This is a genomic window from Saccharospirillaceae bacterium (genome assembly GCA_022448365.1).
Lineage (GTDB): Bacteria > Pseudomonadota > Gammaproteobacteria > Pseudomonadales > Oceanobacteraceae > Bacterioplanoides.
Genome location: JAKVCS010000001.1, coordinates 196,521 through 216,259 on the forward strand (window position 1 = coordinate 196,521; position 19,739 = coordinate 216,259).

General features: G+C 47.2%; 18 protein-coding genes. 9 read left to right on the forward strand and 9 right to left on the reverse strand.

Translation table 11 applies throughout. The features are described 5' to 3' along the window. Positions 1–159 precede the first annotated feature (159 nt). Positions 160–726: a hypothetical protein gene (locus MK185_00860; GenBank protein MCH2039172.1), complete on the forward strand. Its 567-nt coding sequence runs from the start codon at positions 160–162 to the stop codon at positions 724–726. Between the two features lie 256 nt (positions 727–982). Here the strand turns inward: MK185_00860 and MK185_00865 are convergent, their stop codons facing one another. The 5 genes from MK185_00865 to MK185_00885 form a co-directional block, all read right to left on the reverse strand. Further along, positions 983–1,639, reverse strand: coding sequence for a hypothetical protein (locus tag MK185_00865; GenBank protein ID MCH2039173.1), 657 nt, complete (start codon positions 1,637–1,639; stop codon positions 983–985). Positions 1,640–1,948: 309 nt separating this feature from the next. Next, positions 1,949–4,123 carry a 3-hydroxyacyl-CoA dehydrogenase NAD-binding domain-containing protein gene (locus MK185_00870; protein ID MCH2039174.1) on the reverse strand — a complete coding sequence of 725 codons (2,175 nt, stop codon included), beginning with the start codon at positions 4,121–4,123 and terminating at the stop codon, positions 1,949–1,951. Between the two features lie 13 nt (positions 4,124–4,136). Further along, positions 4,137–5,342, reverse strand: a complete 1,206-nt coding sequence (locus MK185_00875) for an acetyl-CoA C-acetyltransferase (GenBank protein ID MCH2039175.1) — start codon at positions 5,340–5,342, stop codon at positions 4,137–4,139. A 174-nt stretch (positions 5,343–5,516) separates the two neighbouring features. Continuing rightward, entirely contained in the window at positions 5,517–6,653 is a 1,137-nt protein-coding gene (locus MK185_00880) for an acyl-CoA dehydrogenase family protein (GenBank protein ID MCH2039176.1), read from the reverse strand. Between the two features lie 58 nt (positions 6,654–6,711). After that, entirely contained in the window at positions 6,712–7,911 is a 1,200-nt protein-coding gene (locus MK185_00885; protein ID MCH2039177.1) for a CoA transferase, read from the reverse strand. A 509-nt stretch (positions 7,912–8,420) separates the two neighbouring features. Here MK185_00885 and MK185_00890 point away from each other — a divergent pair. After that, positions 8,421–9,179, forward strand: a complete 759-nt coding sequence (locus tag MK185_00890; GenBank protein MCH2039178.1) for an SDR family oxidoreductase — start codon at positions 8,421–8,423, stop codon at positions 9,177–9,179. Between the two features lie 75 nt (positions 9,180–9,254). Here the strand turns inward: MK185_00890 and MK185_00895 are convergent, their stop codons facing one another. Beyond that, positions 9,255–9,896, reverse strand: a complete 642-nt coding sequence (locus MK185_00895) for a hypothetical protein (GenBank protein ID MCH2039179.1) — start codon at positions 9,894–9,896, stop codon at positions 9,255–9,257. 203 nt (positions 9,897–10,099) lie between these two features. On the opposite strand from MK185_00895, the gene MK185_00900 reads away from it, so the two are divergent. Further along, complete coding sequence (locus MK185_00900; protein MCH2039180.1) at positions 10,100–10,411, forward strand: MGMT family protein; 312 nt, start codon at positions 10,100–10,102, stop codon at positions 10,409–10,411. A 77-nt stretch (positions 10,412–10,488) separates the two neighbouring features. Beyond that, a complete protein-coding gene (locus MK185_00905; protein MCH2039181.1) occupies positions 10,489–11,037 on the forward strand; it encodes a prepilin-type N-terminal cleavage/methylation domain-containing protein in 549 nt (182 codons plus the stop codon). A 112-nt stretch (positions 11,038–11,149) separates the two neighbouring features. On the opposite strand, the gene MK185_00910 is transcribed toward MK185_00905, so the two are convergent. Further along, a complete protein-coding gene (locus tag MK185_00910) occupies positions 11,150–12,145 on the reverse strand; it encodes a DUF2236 domain-containing protein (protein MCH2039182.1) in 996 nt (331 codons plus the stop codon). 94 nt (positions 12,146–12,239) lie between these two features. Here MK185_00910 and MK185_00915 point away from each other — a divergent pair, with 94 nt between their 5' ends. Then, a complete protein-coding gene (locus MK185_00915) occupies positions 12,240–12,872 on the forward strand; it encodes a TetR/AcrR family transcriptional regulator (GenBank protein MCH2039183.1) in 633 nt (210 codons plus the stop codon). A 31-nt stretch (positions 12,873–12,903) separates the two neighbouring features. Here MK185_00915 and MK185_00920 read toward each other — a convergent pair whose 3' ends face one another. Beyond that, positions 12,904–13,962 carry an AraC family transcriptional regulator gene (locus MK185_00920; protein ID MCH2039184.1) on the reverse strand — a complete coding sequence of 353 codons (1,059 nt, stop codon included), beginning with the start codon at positions 13,960–13,962 and terminating at the stop codon, positions 12,904–12,906. An 89-nt stretch (positions 13,963–14,051) separates the two neighbouring features. On the opposite strand from MK185_00920, the gene MK185_00925 reads away from it, so the two are divergent. From MK185_00925 to MK185_00940, 4 genes are all read left to right on the forward strand, one after another. Next, the gene (locus MK185_00925) at positions 14,052–15,128 is read left to right on the forward strand and encodes a 2Fe-2S iron-sulfur cluster binding domain-containing protein (protein MCH2039185.1); all 1,077 of its coding nucleotides are present in this window, start codon (positions 14,052–14,054) and stop codon (positions 15,126–15,128) included. Positions 15,129–15,175: 47 nt separating this feature from the next. Further along, positions 15,176–16,372, forward strand: a complete 1,197-nt coding sequence (locus MK185_00930; GenBank protein MCH2039186.1) for an alkane 1-monooxygenase — start codon at positions 15,176–15,178, stop codon at positions 16,370–16,372. Between the two features lie 834 nt (positions 16,373–17,206). Then, positions 17,207–17,989 carry an NERD domain-containing protein gene (locus MK185_00935; protein MCH2039187.1) on the forward strand — a complete coding sequence of 261 codons (783 nt, stop codon included), beginning with the start codon at positions 17,207–17,209 and terminating at the stop codon, positions 17,987–17,989. Positions 17,990–18,133: 144 nt separating this feature from the next. Further along, positions 18,134–18,760, forward strand: coding sequence for a class I SAM-dependent methyltransferase (locus MK185_00940; GenBank protein MCH2039188.1), 627 nt, complete (start codon positions 18,134–18,136; stop codon positions 18,758–18,760). Positions 18,761–18,912: 152 nt separating this feature from the next. Here the strand turns inward: MK185_00940 and MK185_00945 are convergent, their stop codons facing one another. Beyond that, positions 18,913–19,695, reverse strand: coding sequence for a hypothetical protein (locus MK185_00945; protein ID MCH2039189.1), 783 nt, complete (start codon positions 19,693–19,695; stop codon positions 18,913–18,915). Positions 19,696–19,739: the final 44 nt, after the last annotated feature.

Sequence of the window (19,739 nt, forward strand, 5' to 3'; positions counted from 1 at the left end):
TTTCTGAAGATGTGATCGTTAGAAGGACTGTTGCTCAAAACCGCTATAAAACAATGAGAACTTTCCTGGGTATTACCAGACACTTGTCATATCTTTGCAACGGCTAATTGATTACAATATTGTTATTAAGAAAATATCGTGAACACAAGGATGTTAATTTTGAAGCAAGCATTGGCAGCAACACTGACGCTGGTATTAACCGGCTGTATTGGCGATGAAGACTCACAGGAGCAATGTTCCAGTATTGCGGTCCGAAACTTCGAAGCTGAGCAAAAATTTACGGCAAGCTACAGCGGCGAAGAAAGCCGGACGTTAACCTTTACTCCACAAGATAATGGCTTACGTATTAACGTTGAATCCGCCAGCAAAGCTGATCAGACCTATATGGTTAGTTCAGACCCAGATACAAGTTGCCTGAAGGCCGAACCCGAACTGACCGATGAAATTCGTTTTATTGCAGACCTGAGCCCAAGTACTGATTTTGTCGCCCGGCACTACTTTGCCATTGATGTGAGTCGCGATGGCAACGCCAGCTCTGTTTGTGAGAATAGCAACGTAAAATATCAACCACTGGCGCGTACTCAATGCTCTTATACCGTCCGTTACTCAAATGGTAGCGAGATAGACTATTCGCAGTTTAACGATAAAAACGCTCAACCTGTTGGACTGGATGCCAAACACGAGGGTACGTTGGTCTATTCGCTAGCGCCGGTTATTTCAGACTAGATTAATCGTCCAACGTTCTGATTGTTCTTGCCAGAGTGCAGGCTGCGAGAATGGCGGCCCGAACCGGAAATTCAATAATTTCACCAACAATATCGGGCCAGCCTGTTTCTTCTCTCTTACTTGGCCATAAAAAAACCGGATCTGTTTCCAGATCCGGTTTCTTTTAAAGCAATCTAACAACGGTTAATTAACCGCAGTAAGACTTAGCCGTAGAAAGACTCGCCTTTTACTGCTTTCTCATCAACCATCGCAAACGTTAAGATGGGGATGGCTCAAGAGCCCGATACTTCAGTTCAAAAATGCACTTTCCACCACCCTCTACAGACAGAGACCTCTTATCATCAACATCTACCACCCAACACATTTTAAACTCGACCTGGTCTGTGCCAAGTTTCTCCTTGACGTCATAGAATTCTCGATAAAAGAACTCACCAATACCAAAGCATCGGCGATTTGTATCGGAGACCCCTGTATAAAATTCATCGCCACTGTCAAACTTCACATAGTGATCACCTCGCCTCTTACCAGTCTTCACTAAATAACTTTCAGCGTGTTGCCCTTGAACACAATATGTAGGGCCTTCTTCGAGACGCGCTTCTAATCGATTGTATTCGCGATCGATATACTGATCAGTTAACACTTCATAGGTATAAAAAATCGAATGATATAGCGAATAAAAACCCACTAAGAAAAAAGGCAACCAAATAGGAAATTTAATCTTTTTAAGAAAAGATATAGGAAAAGCAACCCAGTAACTGCTTGCCTTTCCATCCTCAATCATTTGCTGTCGAATTCGATATGCTCCATACCCAAATCCCACCAGGAAAAACAGCAGAGTAAACTCTTGCTGCCAAAGTGGCTTCAAATTGCAGGGGTAACATACGTCACTCCAGTCGTGAATTATTTCCCACATAAACTCTTCACCAACCCAATATTTCGTTCCATAACAATAAAGTGTCGATACCTCATTCTTCAGAGGAATCCTTGTACCCCAGACTCACTGCCTCAGCACCATAACTTTACCCTAACTATCATCACCGATGATACCTCTGTCCTCCACACTTGACATGGCCCATCCAGAGCACATCCATTTCCCTAAGAAGCACAGAGGTGCGGCACTAAAGCAGCGAATGTTCTGTAGTACCTACAAAAAAACCGGATTTGTTTCCAGATCCGGTTTTTTTAAAGCAATCTAACAACGGTTAGTTAACCGCAGTAATACTTAACGATAAAAGGACTCGCCTTTCGCTGCCTTTTCGCGAACCATCGCTGGCAACGCGTAGCGCTGACCAACATTTTCAGCCAGGTCATCAGCAAGCTTGATGAAGCTTTCCAGGCCCAGAATGGTTTCAACATAAGAAATCACACCGCCGGTCTGTGCCGCGAAGCCCCAACCGAAGATAGAACCGATATCCGCTTCCATCGCGTTGGTGATAACGTTTTCGTTAAAACAGTGCAGGGTTTCAACCGCTTGCACCGCTAACAAACGCTCTTTGACGTATTCAACGTCAGGCTGTTCTGCAGCCACCGGGAAGCGCTCGGCTAAACCAGACCACAGCTTCTTGTCGCGACGATCCTCTGAGTAGTCATAGAAGCCCTGCCCTACTTTTTTACCGATACGTTTTACTTCGTGAACCATAAAGTTCACGACTTCGTCAGCTGGGTGTTCGATGTAGGCGTCACCCAGATCTTTGCGGGTCTGAGTTGAAATGCGATCCATTAATTCCAGCGTAACTTCGTCAGTCAACACCAGAGGGCCAACCGGCATACCCGCCATACGGCCAGCGTTTTCAATCAGTGCCGGAGCTACACCTTCTTTCAGCAACGCCATGCCTTCCAGTACGTAGGTTTTGAATACACGAGACGTGTAGAAACCACGGCTGTCGTTCACCGTAATAGGAATTTTTCGGATCTGCTGGATGTAATCCAGAGATTTCGCCAGTGTTTCATCCGAGGTTTTTTCGCCCAGAATCACTTCCACCAGCTGCATTTTGTCGACCGGTGAGAAGAAGTGCAGACCAATAAACTGCTCCGGGCGTTTGCTCGCTTCCGCCAGGCCAGTAATTGGCAGCGTTGAAGTATTGGAAGCAAAAATGGCGCCTTCGCCAATCACCGCTTCCGCTTTAGCCGTAACGTCTGCTTTAATCGCGCGGTCTTCGAATACCGCTTCGATTACCAGCTCACAACCTTCCAAATCAGCGTAATCGGTGGTTGCTTTGATTAAACTTAGAACGCCCTGTGCTTTTTCTTCGGCCATCTTGCCGCGAGAAACACGCTTGGTCAGCAGGCCCTCAGAATACGCCTTACCTTTATCAGCCGATTCCTGAGTGCTATCCAGCAGTACAACCTGAATGCCCGACATAGCAGAAGCATACGCAATACCGGCCCCCATCATGCCTGCACCTAAAATACCGACTTTTGAGAAGCGTGCTTTATCGACGCCTTTCGGACGGTTTTTCAGCTTGTTAGCATCCTGCAACGCCATAAAGAAGGTACGGATCATGGCTTTAGACTGGCTGGATAACAGCAGTTGAGTAAAACCAAGAGCCTCTATTTCCAGTGCCGCATCGATTGGTGCCTGGCAACCTTCAAACAGTACTTCCAAAATTTTCTGTGGCGCATTGTAGTTACCCAGGGTTTTCTTACGCAGCATGGCTTCTGCGCCCATAAATACCTGCGACACTTTTGGTGTCTGAACTTCGCCACCCGGCAGGCGGAATTTTTTCTTACGATCAATACGGGAAACATCCCATGGCTGAATCGCTGCCGGATTATCTTTTAACCACTGTTTAGCCGTTGCAATAACGTCATCCGCGGCAACCACCTGATCAACCAGTCCCGCTTCTAAAGCAGGCTCAGGGCCGACTTGCGTGGCCTGAGTCAACCAAGGCAGAGATTTTTCAACACCCACCATACGCGCCAGGCGCTGAGTACCACCGCCACCTGGCAGCAGGCCTAAGTTGACTTCCGGGAAGCCAAACTTAGCTTTCGCATTATCCGCAGCAATACGCTGATGACACGCCAGCGCTACTTCCATACCACCACCCAGCGCAGTACCGTTTAAAGCCGCAACAAACGGCTTACCACCGGTTTCCATTTTGCGCATAGTGGAGTGTATTAAACGAATAAATTCCATGGTGCTGGCAACGTCTTTTTCGTAGTCGCCGGTTTGCATGGTCAGGATTTCTTTCAGGTTGGCACCCACCACAAAATCCGATTTACCCGAAGCCAGTACCACACCTTTTACATCAACGTTAGCCACCAGCTCATCAACATTGTCAGACAGAGACTGCATCGCCGCCTGGGATAAAGAGTTAACCGGGCCATTCTGGTCGTCCCAGGTTAATACCGCTAAGCCGTCGGTATCGATCTCGTAAGAGAAAATAGATTTAGTCATAACGTGTCTCCTCTTACACTCGCTCGATGATGGTTGCGGTACCCATACCACCGCCAACGCACAGATTAATTAATGCAGTCTTTTTACCGGTGCGTTCCAGCTCATCGAGAACCGTGCCTAAAATCATCGCACCGGTTGCACCCAATGGGTGACCCATGGCGATAGAACCACCGTTGACGTTAATTTTCTCGCGTGGAATATCCAGATCTTTCATCATCTTCAGAACAACCGCAGCAAAGGCTTCGTTTAATTCCCACAGATCGATGTCTTCCGGTTTCATGCCGGCATTATTTAACGCTTTTAAGGCACTGGGAGTCGGGCCCGTCAGCATAATGGTTGGCTCTGAACCCACAGAGGCCTGAGCAACAATACGAGCGCGAGGTTTCAGACCCATTTTTTCGCCGGCCTCTTTACTACCGATTAATACCGCAGCCGCACCATCAGCAATGCCGGAGGAGTTACCCGCGTGGTGAACATGATTAATGCTTTCTACCTGAGGGTAAACCTGCTGTGCAATGGCATCGAAACCGATTTTTCCCGGACCTTCGAATGAAGCACGCAGTCCACCTAAATCTTCAATGCTAACACCAGGACGCATGTGTTCGTCTTTCGCCAGTATCACCTGCCCCAGCTCGTCTTTTACCGCAATCACCGACTTATCGAAGTAGCCGTTTTCCCAGGCATGTGTCGCACGACGCTGAGATTCAACCGCGTAAGCATCAACGTCTTCACGGGTGAAACCCTCCAGTGTCGCAATTAGATCGGCAGAAACACCCTGCGGAGTAAAAGACAGTTTGTTGGTTACGTATGGGTCGGTGTAATACGCACCACCGCTGCCGCCCATAGGCACACGAGACATACATTCAACACCACCACCAATAGTCAGCTGAGCTTCGCCCGCTTTTACTTTGGCAGAAGCCATGTTCACAGCTTCCAGACCGGAAGCACAGAAACGGCTCACGACAGTACCAGCCGTCTGCTGGCTGTAATCGGCCATTAAAACCGCAGTACGGGCAATATCAGCACCCTGTTCCATGACCGGTTCAACACAACCCAGAACCACGTCATCAATCAGAGAAGTATCTAAATCGTGACGTTGTTGCAGACCTTTTAACAGGCCGGACATTAATTTAATCGGGGTAACCGGATGCAAACTGCCATCCGCTTTTCCGCGACCGCGAGGAGTGCGTACCGCGTCGTAAATATAGGCTTCGCTCATCTCTTTCTCCTAAAAACGTCTCAGAGTTACCTGCGTTGCCAGAACTGCGTCATAACTAACTCAAAATTGCTCATTTATTACTTATAAACTCCGCTTTTTTCGTTAGTTTTTCCTTGTTCTGCCTGCCTCGCTCACACTCTGAGTTCGTTTTTACTAATTTTTAAATAGTTTCAATTAAATGGTGCGAGAAATAATTTCTTTCATAATTTCGGAAGTACCGGCGTAGATGCGCTGTACACGGGCATCTGCATAAGCACGAGCAACCGGGTATTCCCACATATAACCGTAACCACCGTGCAGTTGCACACATTCATCGATAATGCGGCACTGGGCTTCAGTTGCCCATAACTTGCAGGACGCAGCGGCTTCAACACTGAGCTGACCCTCGCAATGTAACGCTAAGCAGCGGTCAACATAGGCTTGGGTGACTTCAACTTCGGTCAGAATTTCAGCCAGTTTAAAGCGGGTGTTTTGTAATGCAGCAATTGGTTTACCAAATGCTTTGCGCTCTTTCACGTATTCCACGGTTGCGTCATAACAGGCACGCATCGCACCCACCGCCATCAGCGCGACACTTAAACGCTCTTGCGGCAGTTCCTGCATCAGGTAAATAAATCCCTTATTTTCCTGGCCTAACAGATTATCTTTCGGAACACGGACGTTGTCGAAAAACAGCTCAGAGGTGTCCTGAGCTTTCATACCCACCTTGTTCAGGTTCTGACCACGCTGGAAGCCTGCCCGATCCGCTTCAACCAGAAACAGACTGACACCTTTGGCGCCTGCGGATGTGTCAGTTTTAGCCACCACAATAATCAGATCAGCCATTTGGCCGTTGGTGATAAAGGTTTTGGAGCCGTTAATGACGTAATCATCACCATCCTGTACCGCCGAGGTACGTACACCAGCCAGATCAGAACCCGCACCGGGTTCGGTCATGGCGATAGCCGTAATCACATCACCAGATGCCATTTTTGGCAGCCACTTTTGTTTTTGTGCTTCGTTGCCGTAATGCAGGATATAAGGCGCAACGATATCGGAATGCAGAGAAAAACCCGGACCCGTCGCAAAAACACGCATTTGCTCTTCAATCGCAATGGCTGAATAACGGAAATCCACTTCAGAACCGCCATATTCTGCTGGCAGATGGGTACACAGAATTCCGGCATCACCGGCCTTTTTCCAGGCTTCACGGGAAATGTGACCATCTTTTTCCCACTGCTCGGTGTGGGGCTCAATTTCACGCTGCATGAATTTGCGTACCGCGTCGCGAAACATGTCGTGTTCTTCGGTGTAGACATTACGTGGGATCATCGCATTCACTCCAGTTAATTATCTTTTTAAAATGGGTTTCTGAATAATTAAGAGAACATCAGTCAGCGCGCAAAACGCCCTGCTGAATAAATTCTTCAATATCCTGAGCCGCGTATTTCAGCTCACTTAAAATACTTTTTGAATGTTGTCCCTGAGTCGGGCCAGATTCGTTAATTAATTCTTTTTTAGCGTTGTTATCGGAGGCGAAATTAATCGCCGGTGCCGGGCAACGTAATTTTTGTCCAGCCTGGTTGGTTAGTACCTGTACCATTTCACGGGCTAATAGTTGAGGATGCTCGAAGGCTTCTTCGAGTTTCAAAACCGGCGTCACACAGCAATCGATATCAGCAAACACATCTCGCCAGTACGATTGTGGCTGACCGGCAAAAACGGCAGCCACTTCGGCGCGTAATTGTTCGGCCAGCTCGCCTTTATCGGTGTAACGCTCTTTCCATTCCGGGTGGCCTAGGGTGTCACACACCTGTGCCCAGAATTTTGCTTCAAGAGAACCCACGGCCATATGTTTGCCATCGGAGGTTGCATACAGGGCGTAACAGGGACGTTCACCGGTGAGCATATCTTCTCCGCGCGCCAGGGTTCGACCAGCCATATTCATCACCGAGAGCGGAATGACGTTATTGGCAAACGCGCAGTCGGTCATGGAAATATCCAGATAACAACCTTCGCCGTTGCGCAAGCGGCCTACTAAACCAGCCAGAATCGCCATGGCACCGCTTAGCGCACCACCAGCTAGATCAGCAATCTGGAAATTACTCAGCGTTGGCGCACCACCCGCTTCACCACACTGATCGAGAATGCCTGCAGTAGCGGTGTAATTCATATCATGACCGGCTTTATTCGCCCACGGGCCGGTCTGGCCATAGCCGGATATAGCACACACCACGATCTGAGGGTTGGTGGCTTTGAGCGAGCTATAACTCAGACCCAAACGTTCCATTACCCCCGGACGAAAACTCTCCAGTAATACGTCCGCTTGTTTAACCAGCCCCATCAGAATTTCGTGGCCTGTGGGCGTGGTGATATCAATAGAAATCGACTCTTTGCCGCGATTGAGAATATCAAATGCCGGGCTCACCATGCCCTCGGGCATACCCAGAGTGCGCACATAGTCGCCAACGCCGGTATCTTCGATCTTGATCACTCGAGCACCCATATCACGCAGGTGCATGGAGCACATAGGTCCAGGCAACAAGCGGGATAAATCAAGTACTAACATTCCTTGTAATGGCAGGGTCATAGCGGCTCCCGAACGGTTTTTTATTATGATGCTCTGTGCGGCCAAACTTCGTTTAGGTCGATTTATGTTATGGCAACTCACGCTACGTAAGGGCCTTCTCAGGGTCAAGGGATGAAATGCGCTGGATAATTGATCTATCTGCTCAACCGAGGATAACAACTGTGTTTAAAAAGGACATAAATACGGTCAATGAAATGCGCGATATCCGGTAAAACCAGACCGTGCATCAACGCCAAAGGCATTTCACCCACAGCATTTGATTGCACTTAAGTATTTGTAAAGCGAACCGTGGACAATAAAACACAAAATACTGGCAATTTAGCGGCAAAAATTCAGGATTTCTACCTAGCAATTCGCTTGTCAAGGGCACGATTTATGTCGGTATTTGTCTATACTTTCGCTGCATCAGGAAAGGCAAGTATCTGCGCCTTCCTGAACCCCGGTTTTCCTGAATTGAGTGGTATGAAGCCGGGATGAAAATCCCCTTAAGTCAATTAACTGGAGTTCATATGAACTTACAAGACAAAGTGATTGCCATCACTGGTGCAGGCCAGGGTTTAGGTCGTGCTATGGCAGTCTATCTTGCAGAAAAAGGGGCAAGGATCGCCGTTATCGACCTTAATCAGGATTTGATGGATGAAACAAAAGCTCAGGTGGAAGCCGCTGGTTCCAGCGCTTCAACGTTCCTGTGCAACGTTGCTGATGAGCAACAGGTAGAAGAGACCTTCTCCGGCATTGTTGCCCAAATGGGTGGCTTGCATGGTCTGGTAAACAACGCGGGTGTCTTGCGTGATGGTTTGATGGTAAAAGCTAAAAATGGCGAAATCACCAAAATGTCACTGGCTCAGTGGCAAACCGTCATTGATGTAAACCTGACCGGTGTTTTCCTGTGTGGCCGTGAAGCCGCAGTCAAAATGATCGAATCCGGTGAAGGTGGTTGTATCATCAATATCTCCAGCATTTCGCGTGCCGGTAATATGGGCCAGAGTAACTACTCAGCCGCAAAAGCCGGTGTTGCCTCAATGGCCGTGGTTTGGGCGAAAGAACTGGCGCGCTATAACATTCGTTCAAACGCTATTGCTCCTGGCTTTATTGCCACCGAGATGACAGCCGGTATGAAACCGGAAGCGTTGGACAAAATGACAGCGGGTATTCCGGCCAAACGCATGGGTCAACCGGAAGAAATCGCGCACACCGTCGCCTATCTGATGGAAAACGATTACGTATCGGGTCGTATGGTTGAAGTAGACGGTGGCTTACGTTTGTAATTTATCGATGTTGTAGCCAATCAATAGGCCCTCCTCTGAGGGCTTATTGATATTTTATATTTTCCGCTGAAGTGCCTAGCCGGATATCTGACGATAGAACGCCGCCATCATATTTTCCTGGGGCGTTCCCTGGCTGTTTGAATTTGCCACCGCCTGGCTGCCATCGGAGTTAAACTTCATGACCTGAGGGCGATCACTCAATGACCTGGCCTGATTCACCAACCATAACCCAGCAGCCTGCTCATCCATACCGGATTCAATTTTATTCAGCCACTGTTTATGCAGCTCAGCCAACTGCTCAAAGGTTTTAGCCTGACTGGCTTTAACAAATTGTTGCTGCAATTCCGGTTCTTTTTCAAACATGGCCTCTATCTGTTTTTTCTTCGGATGATCATTTAACACGATGACTTTACCGCTATAGTCGGTGGTCAGTTCGATCGTTTCATCGCCGTCTATACCAGCCTTTTGCAGTGCTCGTCCAAAGTCCTGCTCGAACTGTTTAATATCCGCTGGCCCCGGCAGTTTCAGAGGTGCAAGCTCAAATAATAGCTGCGTGGTTTTCTCTAACTCCTCACTGTATTTCTGTCCGCGATCACTGATCTGATAACTTTCAGAGGCGGCAGATGCCGTTGTATAGGCATGCATTTGCCGCTGCTGTTGCCGCTCGACACCAGAGGTTGCCGCTGCTGCCGGGATATTTCGTGTATTAATGTCCATGACTGTCTGACTCTCCCTGATGACTGATGTTGAAGGGCTAAAGGCACTAACAACAAATCAATCAGCAAGAAGCAGACCAAGAAAAATACAGCCTGCCAAAAAGTCCACTATCAGGACTCACTTATGCGAACCCGCAGCTTTACAGAGAGACTTATGAAGCAGATCATCCTCGCCATAATGATCGATCAGGAACTTACTGCCTTATGACTGGCGAACTCAGTCCGACCGAACGGCTATACACTGCATTGGCTAATATCCCAGCAGCAAAGGTTGTCACTTATGGCCAGCTGGCAGAACTGGCTGGATTGCCGCGACGGGCACGCTGGGTGGGCCAGGTACTGAAAAACCTGCCAGAAGACACCGCTCTGCCATGGTTTAAAGTGATTAATTCCCAAGGCAGAATCAGCTTCCCGCCCGGCAGTGACGCTGCTGAACGTCAGGCTCAGCTATTAAGGGATGATGGAACTGAGGTCAGCGAGCAGTATCGCGTCAACCTGAAGATTTACGGTTTTTAACAACCGCCAGATAACAAAGTACGACACTTTGATGAGAGTTTCCTATACTCAATTGACAGTAACGGTTATAGGCTGCCATGCGACACCATCAAGGATTTACTCTGGTTGAATTGATCATCACTCTGGTGGTGGTGGGGGTTCTTGCGGCCATTGTTTTCCCCAGAGCATCCGATTTGTCAGAAGAAGCCGCTATTGCCAAAGCCCAAGGGGTAGCCGGTAGCTTACGCAGCGTCGTCAATACTGTGAAAGCCATCTTCCTGAGTCAGGGGCATACGATTCGGGTACAAGACCTGCAGGGATTTGGAAATAATAACGTCGATACCAATAACAGCGGATACCCGATTGGTATCGATAAAGGTAACGGCAATGAAAACGTAGGTCGTAATCAGAAAGGCTGTGATGAATTGTGGGACGGCCTCTTAGTTGATGCACCCACAACCGCGTTTAACAATAACAGCCAAGACTATCGTTCTTTCAGGCATACCAGCAATAAGATATGCAGCTATGTCTATCGCCGAAATGGCGATTCGGGTAACCAAAACACCGGACAAATCATCATTCGTTATGATTCCCGCGATGGAACGGTGCGGGTTTGTGGTGCCAGCTCTTTGCTCGATCCATGCTAAGCATCGCGTTTCGCCCGGGTAAAGCGCTCCCAGCCAAATAGCCCATCGACGGTAAACGCCACAAAACCCGTTGGAATGGGTCGGGCGCGGTTTGATTAAGGCGTTTTTCGATTTACTCAACGACCGCTTCGTTTCCCTCTCCCTGCTGACGGTTCAGCGCTCCACCAAAAGGGCATACCGGGGCGTTCTCGGTCATGGGTAAACGACTGATGATCTTTTCTGGCCCTAAACAACGTACCTGGTAGCCACCGGGATAACTTTTATAATAGCGATAGATCAGACTGTTCTCGTAATCAAATATCTGCCAGATATTAATGCGTTTGGCAATTCGTGCGCGCAACCTCATTATTCCACGAAATAACTGCTGCACTGGCTTCAAAGGGGGGTTAATCCCCAGCGCTTTCAACGCTTCATCATCGTTTACCATGGTCAGAACGAAATTACGCAATAAGGGGTTAGTCAACAACCGAATGAATTTAGGCATCATATTTTGCATGCCTCTGATCAACCCTTCGGTAACTGCCCTATTCGCCGGATCAAACGTCATATTCTGCCGACGATATTGCTCATACCAGTGCTTAACGGCATAAAAGTCTTCTGGAATCTGTTGAATATTCATCGCTATGCCAAGGTCACGAAACTCCAGGTAGAGCGCCTGTTTTTCATCTTCCGACAAACGGCGATAACCAAAAGTTTCACTCCAACGCACAGGTTCTACCATAAATAACGCCAACGTATACAAATAGTCGTCATTGCTGATCGGGTAATGGCTATGAATAAAATTCAGTTGTTCGACCATTGTCTGGCCGCGCTCACTATGAACTGTATCGACCATACACTCGGTAAGAATGGCACGCGTATCATCCAGTCGTTTTGTTCCAGCGTTTTCATATTGTTTGGTACGATGCAACAAGCGACTGATACTTGGGATCACAAATGTCTGAATCTGAGCTAATTCTCCCGCCAATAAAAAATCGATTGGCATATCCTTATTAGCCAGATATTTAACCCGCTCGTGATAGTTCTTATAGAGTGGAATACGGTTCAATTGCTGACGCTTTCTCTGATGACGAATTATTCCCATCACATAATCTCCGTAACGTTTCATTTTTGAGCGACTGAGCTTGATTAAAATTGCGTCTGTCTTTAGCCTCAATGGACATAACATTAAGAAGTGTCCTGTAATTGACAGAATCGTAGATATGTCGCAAAAAATTTCGCCAGATCAAAAACACGTATATATGACCGCTGAAAAGCCCGACCCAAGAACAGAGCGCACCCGACGCCAGATTGTTGAAGCTCTGCTGAGGCTGATGGAAAAACAGCCCTATCAGAAAATTAAAATCTCTGATATTACCGGCATGGCCGATATTGCTCGCCAGACATTTTATCTGCATTTCAAGCGCAAGGACGACGTATTACTGGATTACATTGACGAGGTATTTGACGACTTCTACCAGGATATCGCCGTACATATTAAGGCATCACCAGATCCTGATCCGGTCATTTCAACGTTATTATTCGAGCAATGGAAAAACCATGCACGCTTCTCAAAATTGGCCTTAGCCGCCGATATTCAACATCTGGTGATAAAACGCTTTCAGAATTACATCAGTCGCACCATCGGTTTATACGTTCGCTGCCACATAAAAACGCCAAGCGATCCGGACGAGCTGGCCTATGTGATTGACTACCTTGCCGGAGCATCCTGGATGATTTTACGCCGCTGGGTTGATAGTGATTTCAGTTACCCACTGGAAAAACTCAGCTCGCTGTACAGCGAACTGAATCGTCCTGGGTTACTGTCGGTGCTGCAGCGCCAGATTCGTGTTTAACCTTGCGATACAAACGATTCAAGCAGAGGCACTAATCAGGTTTTAATGACTCAATATATTCCGAAGGAGGAACCCCCTGCCAACGCTTAAAGGCTCGACGAAAATTCGCCACATCGGAATAGCCAAGTGCATAGGCAACCTGCTGAATGGTTAAATTGCCTTTCTTAAAGTGCTGTAATGCCAGCCGGTGGCGAACATCCTCTACCAGGAATTTATAACTGGTTCCTTCTTCCTTTAATCGTCTGTGCAGCGTTCTGGGCGTCATATAAAAACAACGCGCGGTGGTTTCAAGAGTTGGAAACTGCTGACTGCCAGATAACAAAAGCTGTTGAATCTGGGTCGCCAGGCTGTCCTGATTTTCCAACTGCTCCAGATCCTGCTGACAGATGTTAATCGCTTCGCGAAAGCTCGCGTTGTTAGCCATTTTTAACGGTCGATCGACAATATCCAATGGTAGTGAAATACCGACCCAGTCCTGAGCAAAATCCACCGGCGTATTAAACATGGAACGCAAAAAATCTGCATATCGATGCACCGGATAAGGTAACGCGATCTGCAGATCGAGTTTCTCTCCCATAGCAATAAAATCAAGGATATTCTTAATCGCTAACACAAGTGCTTCCAGTACGCTGCGACGTATATCGTCCAACTCACGGCGCTCCTGAAAGACAATGCGATAGTGCTGCCCGTAAACCTCTCCCACGACAGTAATCAGGTCGGTACGCAATGGAATGAATCGAGCCAGCAGGTCCACCACCTGGCGAATCGAACCACTGTTCATTGCTGCAAACCCAAGAATGCCATGCGTGTTCACGGCCAAGCGCTGGCCTACCATCAGGCCGACGGCCTTGTCTCCGCTGTACTCTTCGGCCTGCTGTACCATGCGGTAAAACACGTCCCAGGGCATCGTCACGGAATCGAGATCTTCCGCGATTGGTTCAAGCCCCAGTTCACTGGCCCAGCCACCGGTATCAATACCAAAGCTGGCCACTACATCGACTATTTGGGCGACGTAGAATCCAGGCAGGGTGATATCACTTTGTAGCGCTAACGGTTGTACGGTTGTTGTTATTGTTGGTTCTATTGTCAAAAAATGACCCCCTCGTGTCAGTCTCTGCTCTCAGAGAATCGGGTCTGCTGCCCTAACCTACTCATTATCGAGTACCCCGGAGCGCAACCATGTTTTCATTTTTCCAAAAAAATAAAAAGTCACACAACGCAAATATTAACGGTCAGGTTATCGAAGTCTTACCAAAAGAAACCTTGCTGAACGCCGCGTTACGCAATGACATAGAATTTCCGCATTCTTGCCGGGTTGGCGGCTGTGCGGCTTGTAAGTGTCAGCTCACCGAAGGCAAGGTTAAGGAACTGACCGATGTTGGCTACATTCTCTCGGACGACGATCTCGATAACGGCTACATTCTCGCTTGTCAGAGTGTGCCGAAAACCGATATCAGCATCACTCTTGACCTGCCGCAGCACTCACTGGAAGAGGTAACAGGCGAAATTGTTGCCCAGAATCGCCTGACGCATGACATCACAGAGCTGAAAATCCGTACCAGCGAACCCCTGAAGTATCAACCAGGCCAGTTTGCTGATCTGACGTTGTCATCTCTACCCGATCTGCCTCGCAGCTACTCATTTGCCTCGGCCCCAACCACCAGCCCAAATAGCCAAACTGAGCTGAGTTTCTTCGTTCGAGAAGTGCCAGGAGGTCGTTTTTCGGGCGCTATCAACCAACAGCAGAAAATTGGAGAGCGCATTTCAGTGAAGGGGCCGCTGGGAGATTTCTGGCTCCGTCCGGCACAAAACCCGATCGTAATGATCGCCGGAGGAAGCGGTCTGGCGCCGATCATTGCCATGTTACAGGAGGAGGTAAAACAATCGCGTCACCGTCCACTGCTTCTGTTGTTTGGCGCGCGCACTCAGCAGGATTTATACGCGCTGGAAACCATCGCTAGCATCCAACAGCAGTGGAACGCGACATTTGAGTTTATGCCCGTGCTATCCGAAGAGCCCGACAATGCCTCAGCGGAAGACGAACATTGGCAGGGCTTGCGTGGCCTGGTGACCGAGTACATTCAGGAAGCACTCATCCCTGATAGTCATGCCTATTTATGTGGGCCGCCGGCCATGATCGATGCTGCAGAAGCCGTTTTGAAGCAACAAGGTGTTAAACAAGAACATATTCACGCCGATCGCTTCGTTACGCTCGCGCCAGAAACCCAGCAATCAAACCTCAAACAAAGCGCTTAACCCATTTTCAAAACACAACGATAACAAAAAGCTTAGGAGACTCAGCCATGATACTTTTCCATTACATGAAATATTTTTTGCTTCACGCTACCAGCCTGTCGGTCATTGCAGCCCTGATATTCAGTGGTGATTACATTATCTATGCACTGGCGGGGATTTTGTTGGTATACATCGTTGGCGACAGTATTTCAGGCGACGACACGTCAACACCGGAGTACAAAGTGCCTCAGATTTTGACAGTACAACTCTGGATGGCATTGCCGTTATTGGCGCTGGTCATGTTTTTGGTGTTGTGGAATATCAGCGCTACCGATCTCTTTTCTGTTGGCGCAATCGCCTCGGAGATAACCGGATACGATGTACTCGCTGCCCGCGATAGCCTTGGCGTCGCGCATTATATATCGCTGTTTATTTTAGCCGGACTGATTATTGGCTTGGTAGGCACAATCACAGCCCATGAATTAACTCACCGTACCTGGGATCCTACGTCTATGCTGATTGGCCGCTGGTTATTAGCGTTCAGTTTCGACACTATCTTCTCGATCGAACATGTCTACGGTCACCACCGCTATGTCTCAACAAAGGAAGATCCGGCAACGGCACCGCGTGGTCGTAATGTTTACTTTCATATTCTGGCGTCAACCATCAAAGGCAATATCAGTGCCTGGAAAATTGAGAAAAAACGTCTTACACGTAAAGGCTATGCTCTGTTCGGCCTCCGCAATGCTGTGATTCGCGGCCACCTTATGAGTGTGTTTCTGGTTGCAATTGCTTATGCCCTGAGTGGCCTGATGCCAACCCTGTTTATCATCGCTTGTATGCTTTGGGGTAAAGCGCTGCTGGAAATCGTCAACTACATGGAGCATTACGGTATGGTTCGTAACCCGGAAACTCCGGTACAACCACGCCACTCCTGGAACACCAATAAACGCATCAGCTCTTGGGCGATGTTTAATCTGACCCGTCACTCGCACCACCATGCCCAGGGCGAAGTGCCATACCAGGATCTCAAGCCTTACCCGGAAGCACCCATGATGATCAGTGGATACTTAACCACCATCGTTGTTGCCCTGATCCCACCGCTTTGGCACAAGCTGATGATTCCGAAAGTACTGGAATGGGATGCGAAGTACGCAACTGCGGAAGAACTGGAACTGGTACGCGAAGCGAACGCTAAAAGCGGTATCAAAGCCTTTCAGGAGTCGGTAATCGCAGATAACGCATTGCACGCCAAGATGGCTTAACGATGAAACCTTCGGAGGCCTGCCCCGGCCTCCATTGCTTGCCCCTTCTCTCTCCACGAGAATGAGCGTTAGGACAATGATAATGGTCCACTCAGCCGTATTCTGGACACGTATGGCTGAGTTTTTTTGCTTGTCCGTGCATTACAGAACATGGACCTCTATAAATTTATTACCTACCTCCGCCGAATTTCTTGCTCAATTGCACACAGATATGCCCCTGAAATGCTCGTTTGTACTGGAAGCATTAGGAGATTTGTTGCAGAATCAACGACCTAACAAACGTATCAACAGAAGTAACAGGTGGCTGTTATTTCTGAAAACTCGCATGCCTATCACTAAAATTTTAATTAAATATGATAGATCTCGAAGGAACCAAAGAAGTGTTGACTGTCTTTCTTGAACTGACCGAATAATGACTAAAGTGAAAAACCAACTATCAAAGACACTTTCAATTGTATCTCTTCTAGTAAGTACATACCTGACAGTCATCCTGATCAGGGACATCGGTTTTGTTTACGACAATGCGATGTCATGGTCTGAAGGAGATACCTTTGTCGCTGTTTGCACTTCGATATTCGTCGGCTCCTCCCTGCTCTCTTCTCTACTAATCACCTTTTTAATCTACAGGGGAGTTTATACATACTGGCTAATAATCCCCTTACTTCACATTGCTTTCGTATCCGTCAGCCTGCCAGTCTATCTGTTAGTTTTAGTCGTTTTGATCTGGAATGCTAGCCAATACAGTGTTTTCAACAATAAAAAGAATTCTTCATGATTGACACATAGATTCTGGTTTAGAGTCTATATTATCACCTATATTTTCTGGTAAACGATATGGACTTCACACCTATCATTAATGAACTACTGCAGCTCTGGTGGCTACTTCCAATTCTTTTTGCGGTAGCGTTTTCGCGGTCATCTTTCTTCAAGGGAATGCTGGGTGAGTTCATAATTCGTCTGATTGCCAGGCTCACCCTTCCCAAAACAACTTACCACCCCATCCATAACGTCACACTGGCAACAGCCGACGGAACCACCCAAATCGACCATCTGTTTATATCGCGTTTCGGTATCTTTGTTGTAGAAACCAAAAATATGAAGGGTTGGATATTTGGCAGTGAACGACAGGCACAGTGGACTCAAAAGATTTACAAAAAGAGCTACCAATTTCAGAACCCGATTCGGCAGAATTACAAACATGTAAAAGCCATCGAAGAAACACTTAAAACTCCACCTGAGAATATCCATTCCATTATTGTATTTTTTGGCGACAATACATTTAAAACACCAATGCCCGAAAATGTTACACGCGGAGTAGGCTATATTCGGTATATCCGCTCTTTTAATGAGCAAATATATTCAGAATCTGAAGTACAGCAACTGATATCTGCAATAGAGACCCTTCGTTTGAAGCCTTCCAGAGAAACTCATAAACAACATCTAGAAAGCCTGAAGAAACGCCATACTCTTGCTACTGAGAAATCTTGCCCCAAATGTGGTAAAGCCATGGTGTTACGCACAGCAAAACGTGGTAAAAATATCGGCCAGCAATTCTGGGGCTGCTCGGACTATCCATCCTGCAAATCGACACAAGCCAGCCCTGAAAAGGACTGGTAGCGGGCTTCCTGTTCTGGCTATCTGTAGCAAGACACTGCACAATCCAACTTGAGTGCATAAATATCAATTAAAAAGTAGCTCAGAGAGAACACCACACAGATGGCGTCTGTATGCCGATTCATTCAATCGCATTAGGAATCATCAATGACAATGAATAAATGGGAAAAATTTGCTACCAGCTTCGAAGAAAAGAATAATTACGTCGTAGGTATTGAAGACATTAATAAAGTTAAAGAAGCGCTGACGTCATTCCCAGACCTTGGTAACGTACTCGAATTGGGCTGCGGTAATGGCACTTACACCGAAAGTATCGCTGCGGCAGCGACAGCAATCGTTGCCACAGACCTATCAGAAGATATGGTAGCGGTTACTCGAGAGCGCTTTAAAACAAGCCATCATATCCAGGTTGAACAGGCTGACTGTTTTAACCTGAGGTACCCGGATAATTCTTTTGATACCGTGTTTATGGCGAATCTGCTGCATATCGTACCGAACCAATCAGCATTATTATCGGAGTGCTTGCGCGTTTTAAAAGATGGTGGCCGATTAATTGTCGTGAGCTTTACCTTGCATGGTATGACGCTTTTAAATCAATTAGCGCTGAAATATCGCTATGTGAAAACATACGGTACTAAATCATCAAACAATGCACCACTATCCCCCGATATCGCCAAGACTCTGTGCCAGCAAAGTGGCTTCAATAACCCACAAATCAGGACAATCGGGAATAAAGTCAAAGCAGTACTGCTCGCAGCCGAAAAACCGATATAGACTGCCCCGGCAACGAGTTTGACAGACCTCTCATAGATATAAAAAGCAATCCTCGAATGGGGATCACTTTTTAATCTTTGAAGCCTTATTGAGTATAAACATGGGTAATATTTTTATTCTGCTCTTTCTTATACCAATAAAGCAATGAATATTTACTGAGGCATTGGACCAAAAGCCACTTCCATTAGCTGCTTCAGGCTTGGGCTAAAGGAAGTTTGCTCATAACCGAAACCATCGGTCACAACCACTTCAATCGAGTTATCATCACCGGCTGCCTGAAGTGTGATGGATTTTGCCGTAACGTCATAACCAGGCGCCTCAATCAATAGTGTCTCAGAGCCATGACCCATCCAAACAGCTTCAATTTGAACGTAATTGTCTTTGATACGATCCAACAGTTTCAATGTTACGCGCTTTCCGCCAACCGTTGTATGAGCAACATCAACCACTTTGCTGCGTGTTTTATCAACCAGGGTCGCGTTACCACTGATTAATGTTTCACCGACGGCTTCTTCCAGCACGTTATTGCTTGATTGGTTTTCAACAACCATCACACGATATTCAATATTACGGCCATCGGTGAATTCATAACCTTTTACCTCAACCAATAGCTTCTTAAACACCCATGGGCTGTTTATGATCTTACGGTAGCTATCAGGCACAGATGTACTTTTCACCAGATTCGTAGCAATCACATTATTGGCATATGGCAGCTTAAATTCGATGCGCTTGATGGAATTTTGTTTTTCCGGTGTTCCCGGCACCGGAGTTGACTCGAGACGAATATCAATACCGTTTAAGCCGCTTACGTCCAGGCGTGGGTACAACATGTGGTTAATACCACTAATATTTTCTGCCGTAAAGCTCTGTATTTCAGCTAAAGAGGCTGATGCAGAAACCAGCAATAATGAAGAGGCTATTAATTTTCTTAACATAGAAACAACTCCGTGTTGTATTAATCGAAGGCGCAAAATAATAG

What these genes read in the sequence shown, in the direction of transcription:
- MK185_00885 (MCH2039177.1), bottom strand. Translation starts at nt 7,911, where the DNA reads ATGACCCTGCCATTACAAGGAATGTTAGTACTTGATTTATCCCGCTTG.
- MK185_00905 (MCH2039181.1), top strand. Translation starts at nt 10,489, where the DNA reads ATGCGACACCATCAAGGATTTACTCTGGTTGAATTGATCATCACTCTG.
- MK185_00865 (MCH2039173.1), bottom strand. Translation starts at nt 1,639, where the DNA reads ATGTGGGAAATAATTCACGACTGGAGTGACGTATGTTACCCCTGCAAT.
- MK185_00895 (MCH2039179.1), bottom strand. Translation starts at nt 9,896, where the DNA reads ATGGACATTAATACACGAAATATCCCGGCAGCAGCGGCAACCTCTGGT.
- MK185_00890 (MCH2039178.1), top strand. Translation starts at nt 8,421, where the DNA reads ATGAACTTACAAGACAAAGTGATTGCCATCACTGGTGCAGGCCAGGGT.
- MK185_00925 (MCH2039185.1), top strand. Translation starts at nt 14,052, where the DNA reads ATGTTTTCATTTTTCCAAAAAAATAAAAAGTCACACAACGCAAATATT.
- MK185_00915 (MCH2039183.1), top strand. Translation starts at nt 12,240, where the DNA reads ATGTCGCAAAAAATTTCGCCAGATCAAAAACACGTATATATGACCGCT.
- MK185_00900 (MCH2039180.1), top strand. Translation starts at nt 10,100, where the DNA reads ATGACTGGCGAACTCAGTCCGACCGAACGGCTATACACTGCATTGGCT.
- MK185_00930 (MCH2039186.1), top strand. Translation starts at nt 15,176, where the DNA reads ATGATACTTTTCCATTACATGAAATATTTTTTGCTTCACGCTACCAGC.
- MK185_00875 (MCH2039175.1), bottom strand. Translation starts at nt 5,342, where the DNA reads ATGAGCGAAGCCTATATTTACGACGCGGTACGCACTCCTCGCGGTCGC.
- MK185_00910 (MCH2039182.1), bottom strand. Translation starts at nt 12,145, where the DNA reads ATGAAACGTTACGGAGATTATGTGATGGGAATAATTCGTCATCAGAGA.
- MK185_00940 (MCH2039188.1), top strand. Translation starts at nt 18,134, where the DNA reads ATGACAATGAATAAATGGGAAAAATTTGCTACCAGCTTCGAAGAAAAG.
- MK185_00935 (MCH2039187.1), top strand. Translation starts at nt 17,207, where the DNA reads ATGGACTTCACACCTATCATTAATGAACTACTGCAGCTCTGGTGGCTA.
- MK185_00880 (MCH2039176.1), bottom strand. Translation starts at nt 6,653, where the DNA reads ATGATCCCACGTAATGTCTACACCGAAGAACACGACATGTTTCGCGAC.
- MK185_00945 (MCH2039189.1), bottom strand. Translation starts at nt 19,695, where the DNA reads ATGTTAAGAAAATTAATAGCCTCTTCATTATTGCTGGTTTCTGCATCA.
- MK185_00870 (MCH2039174.1), bottom strand. Translation starts at nt 4,123, where the DNA reads ATGACTAAATCTATTTTCTCTTACGAGATCGATACCGACGGCTTAGCG.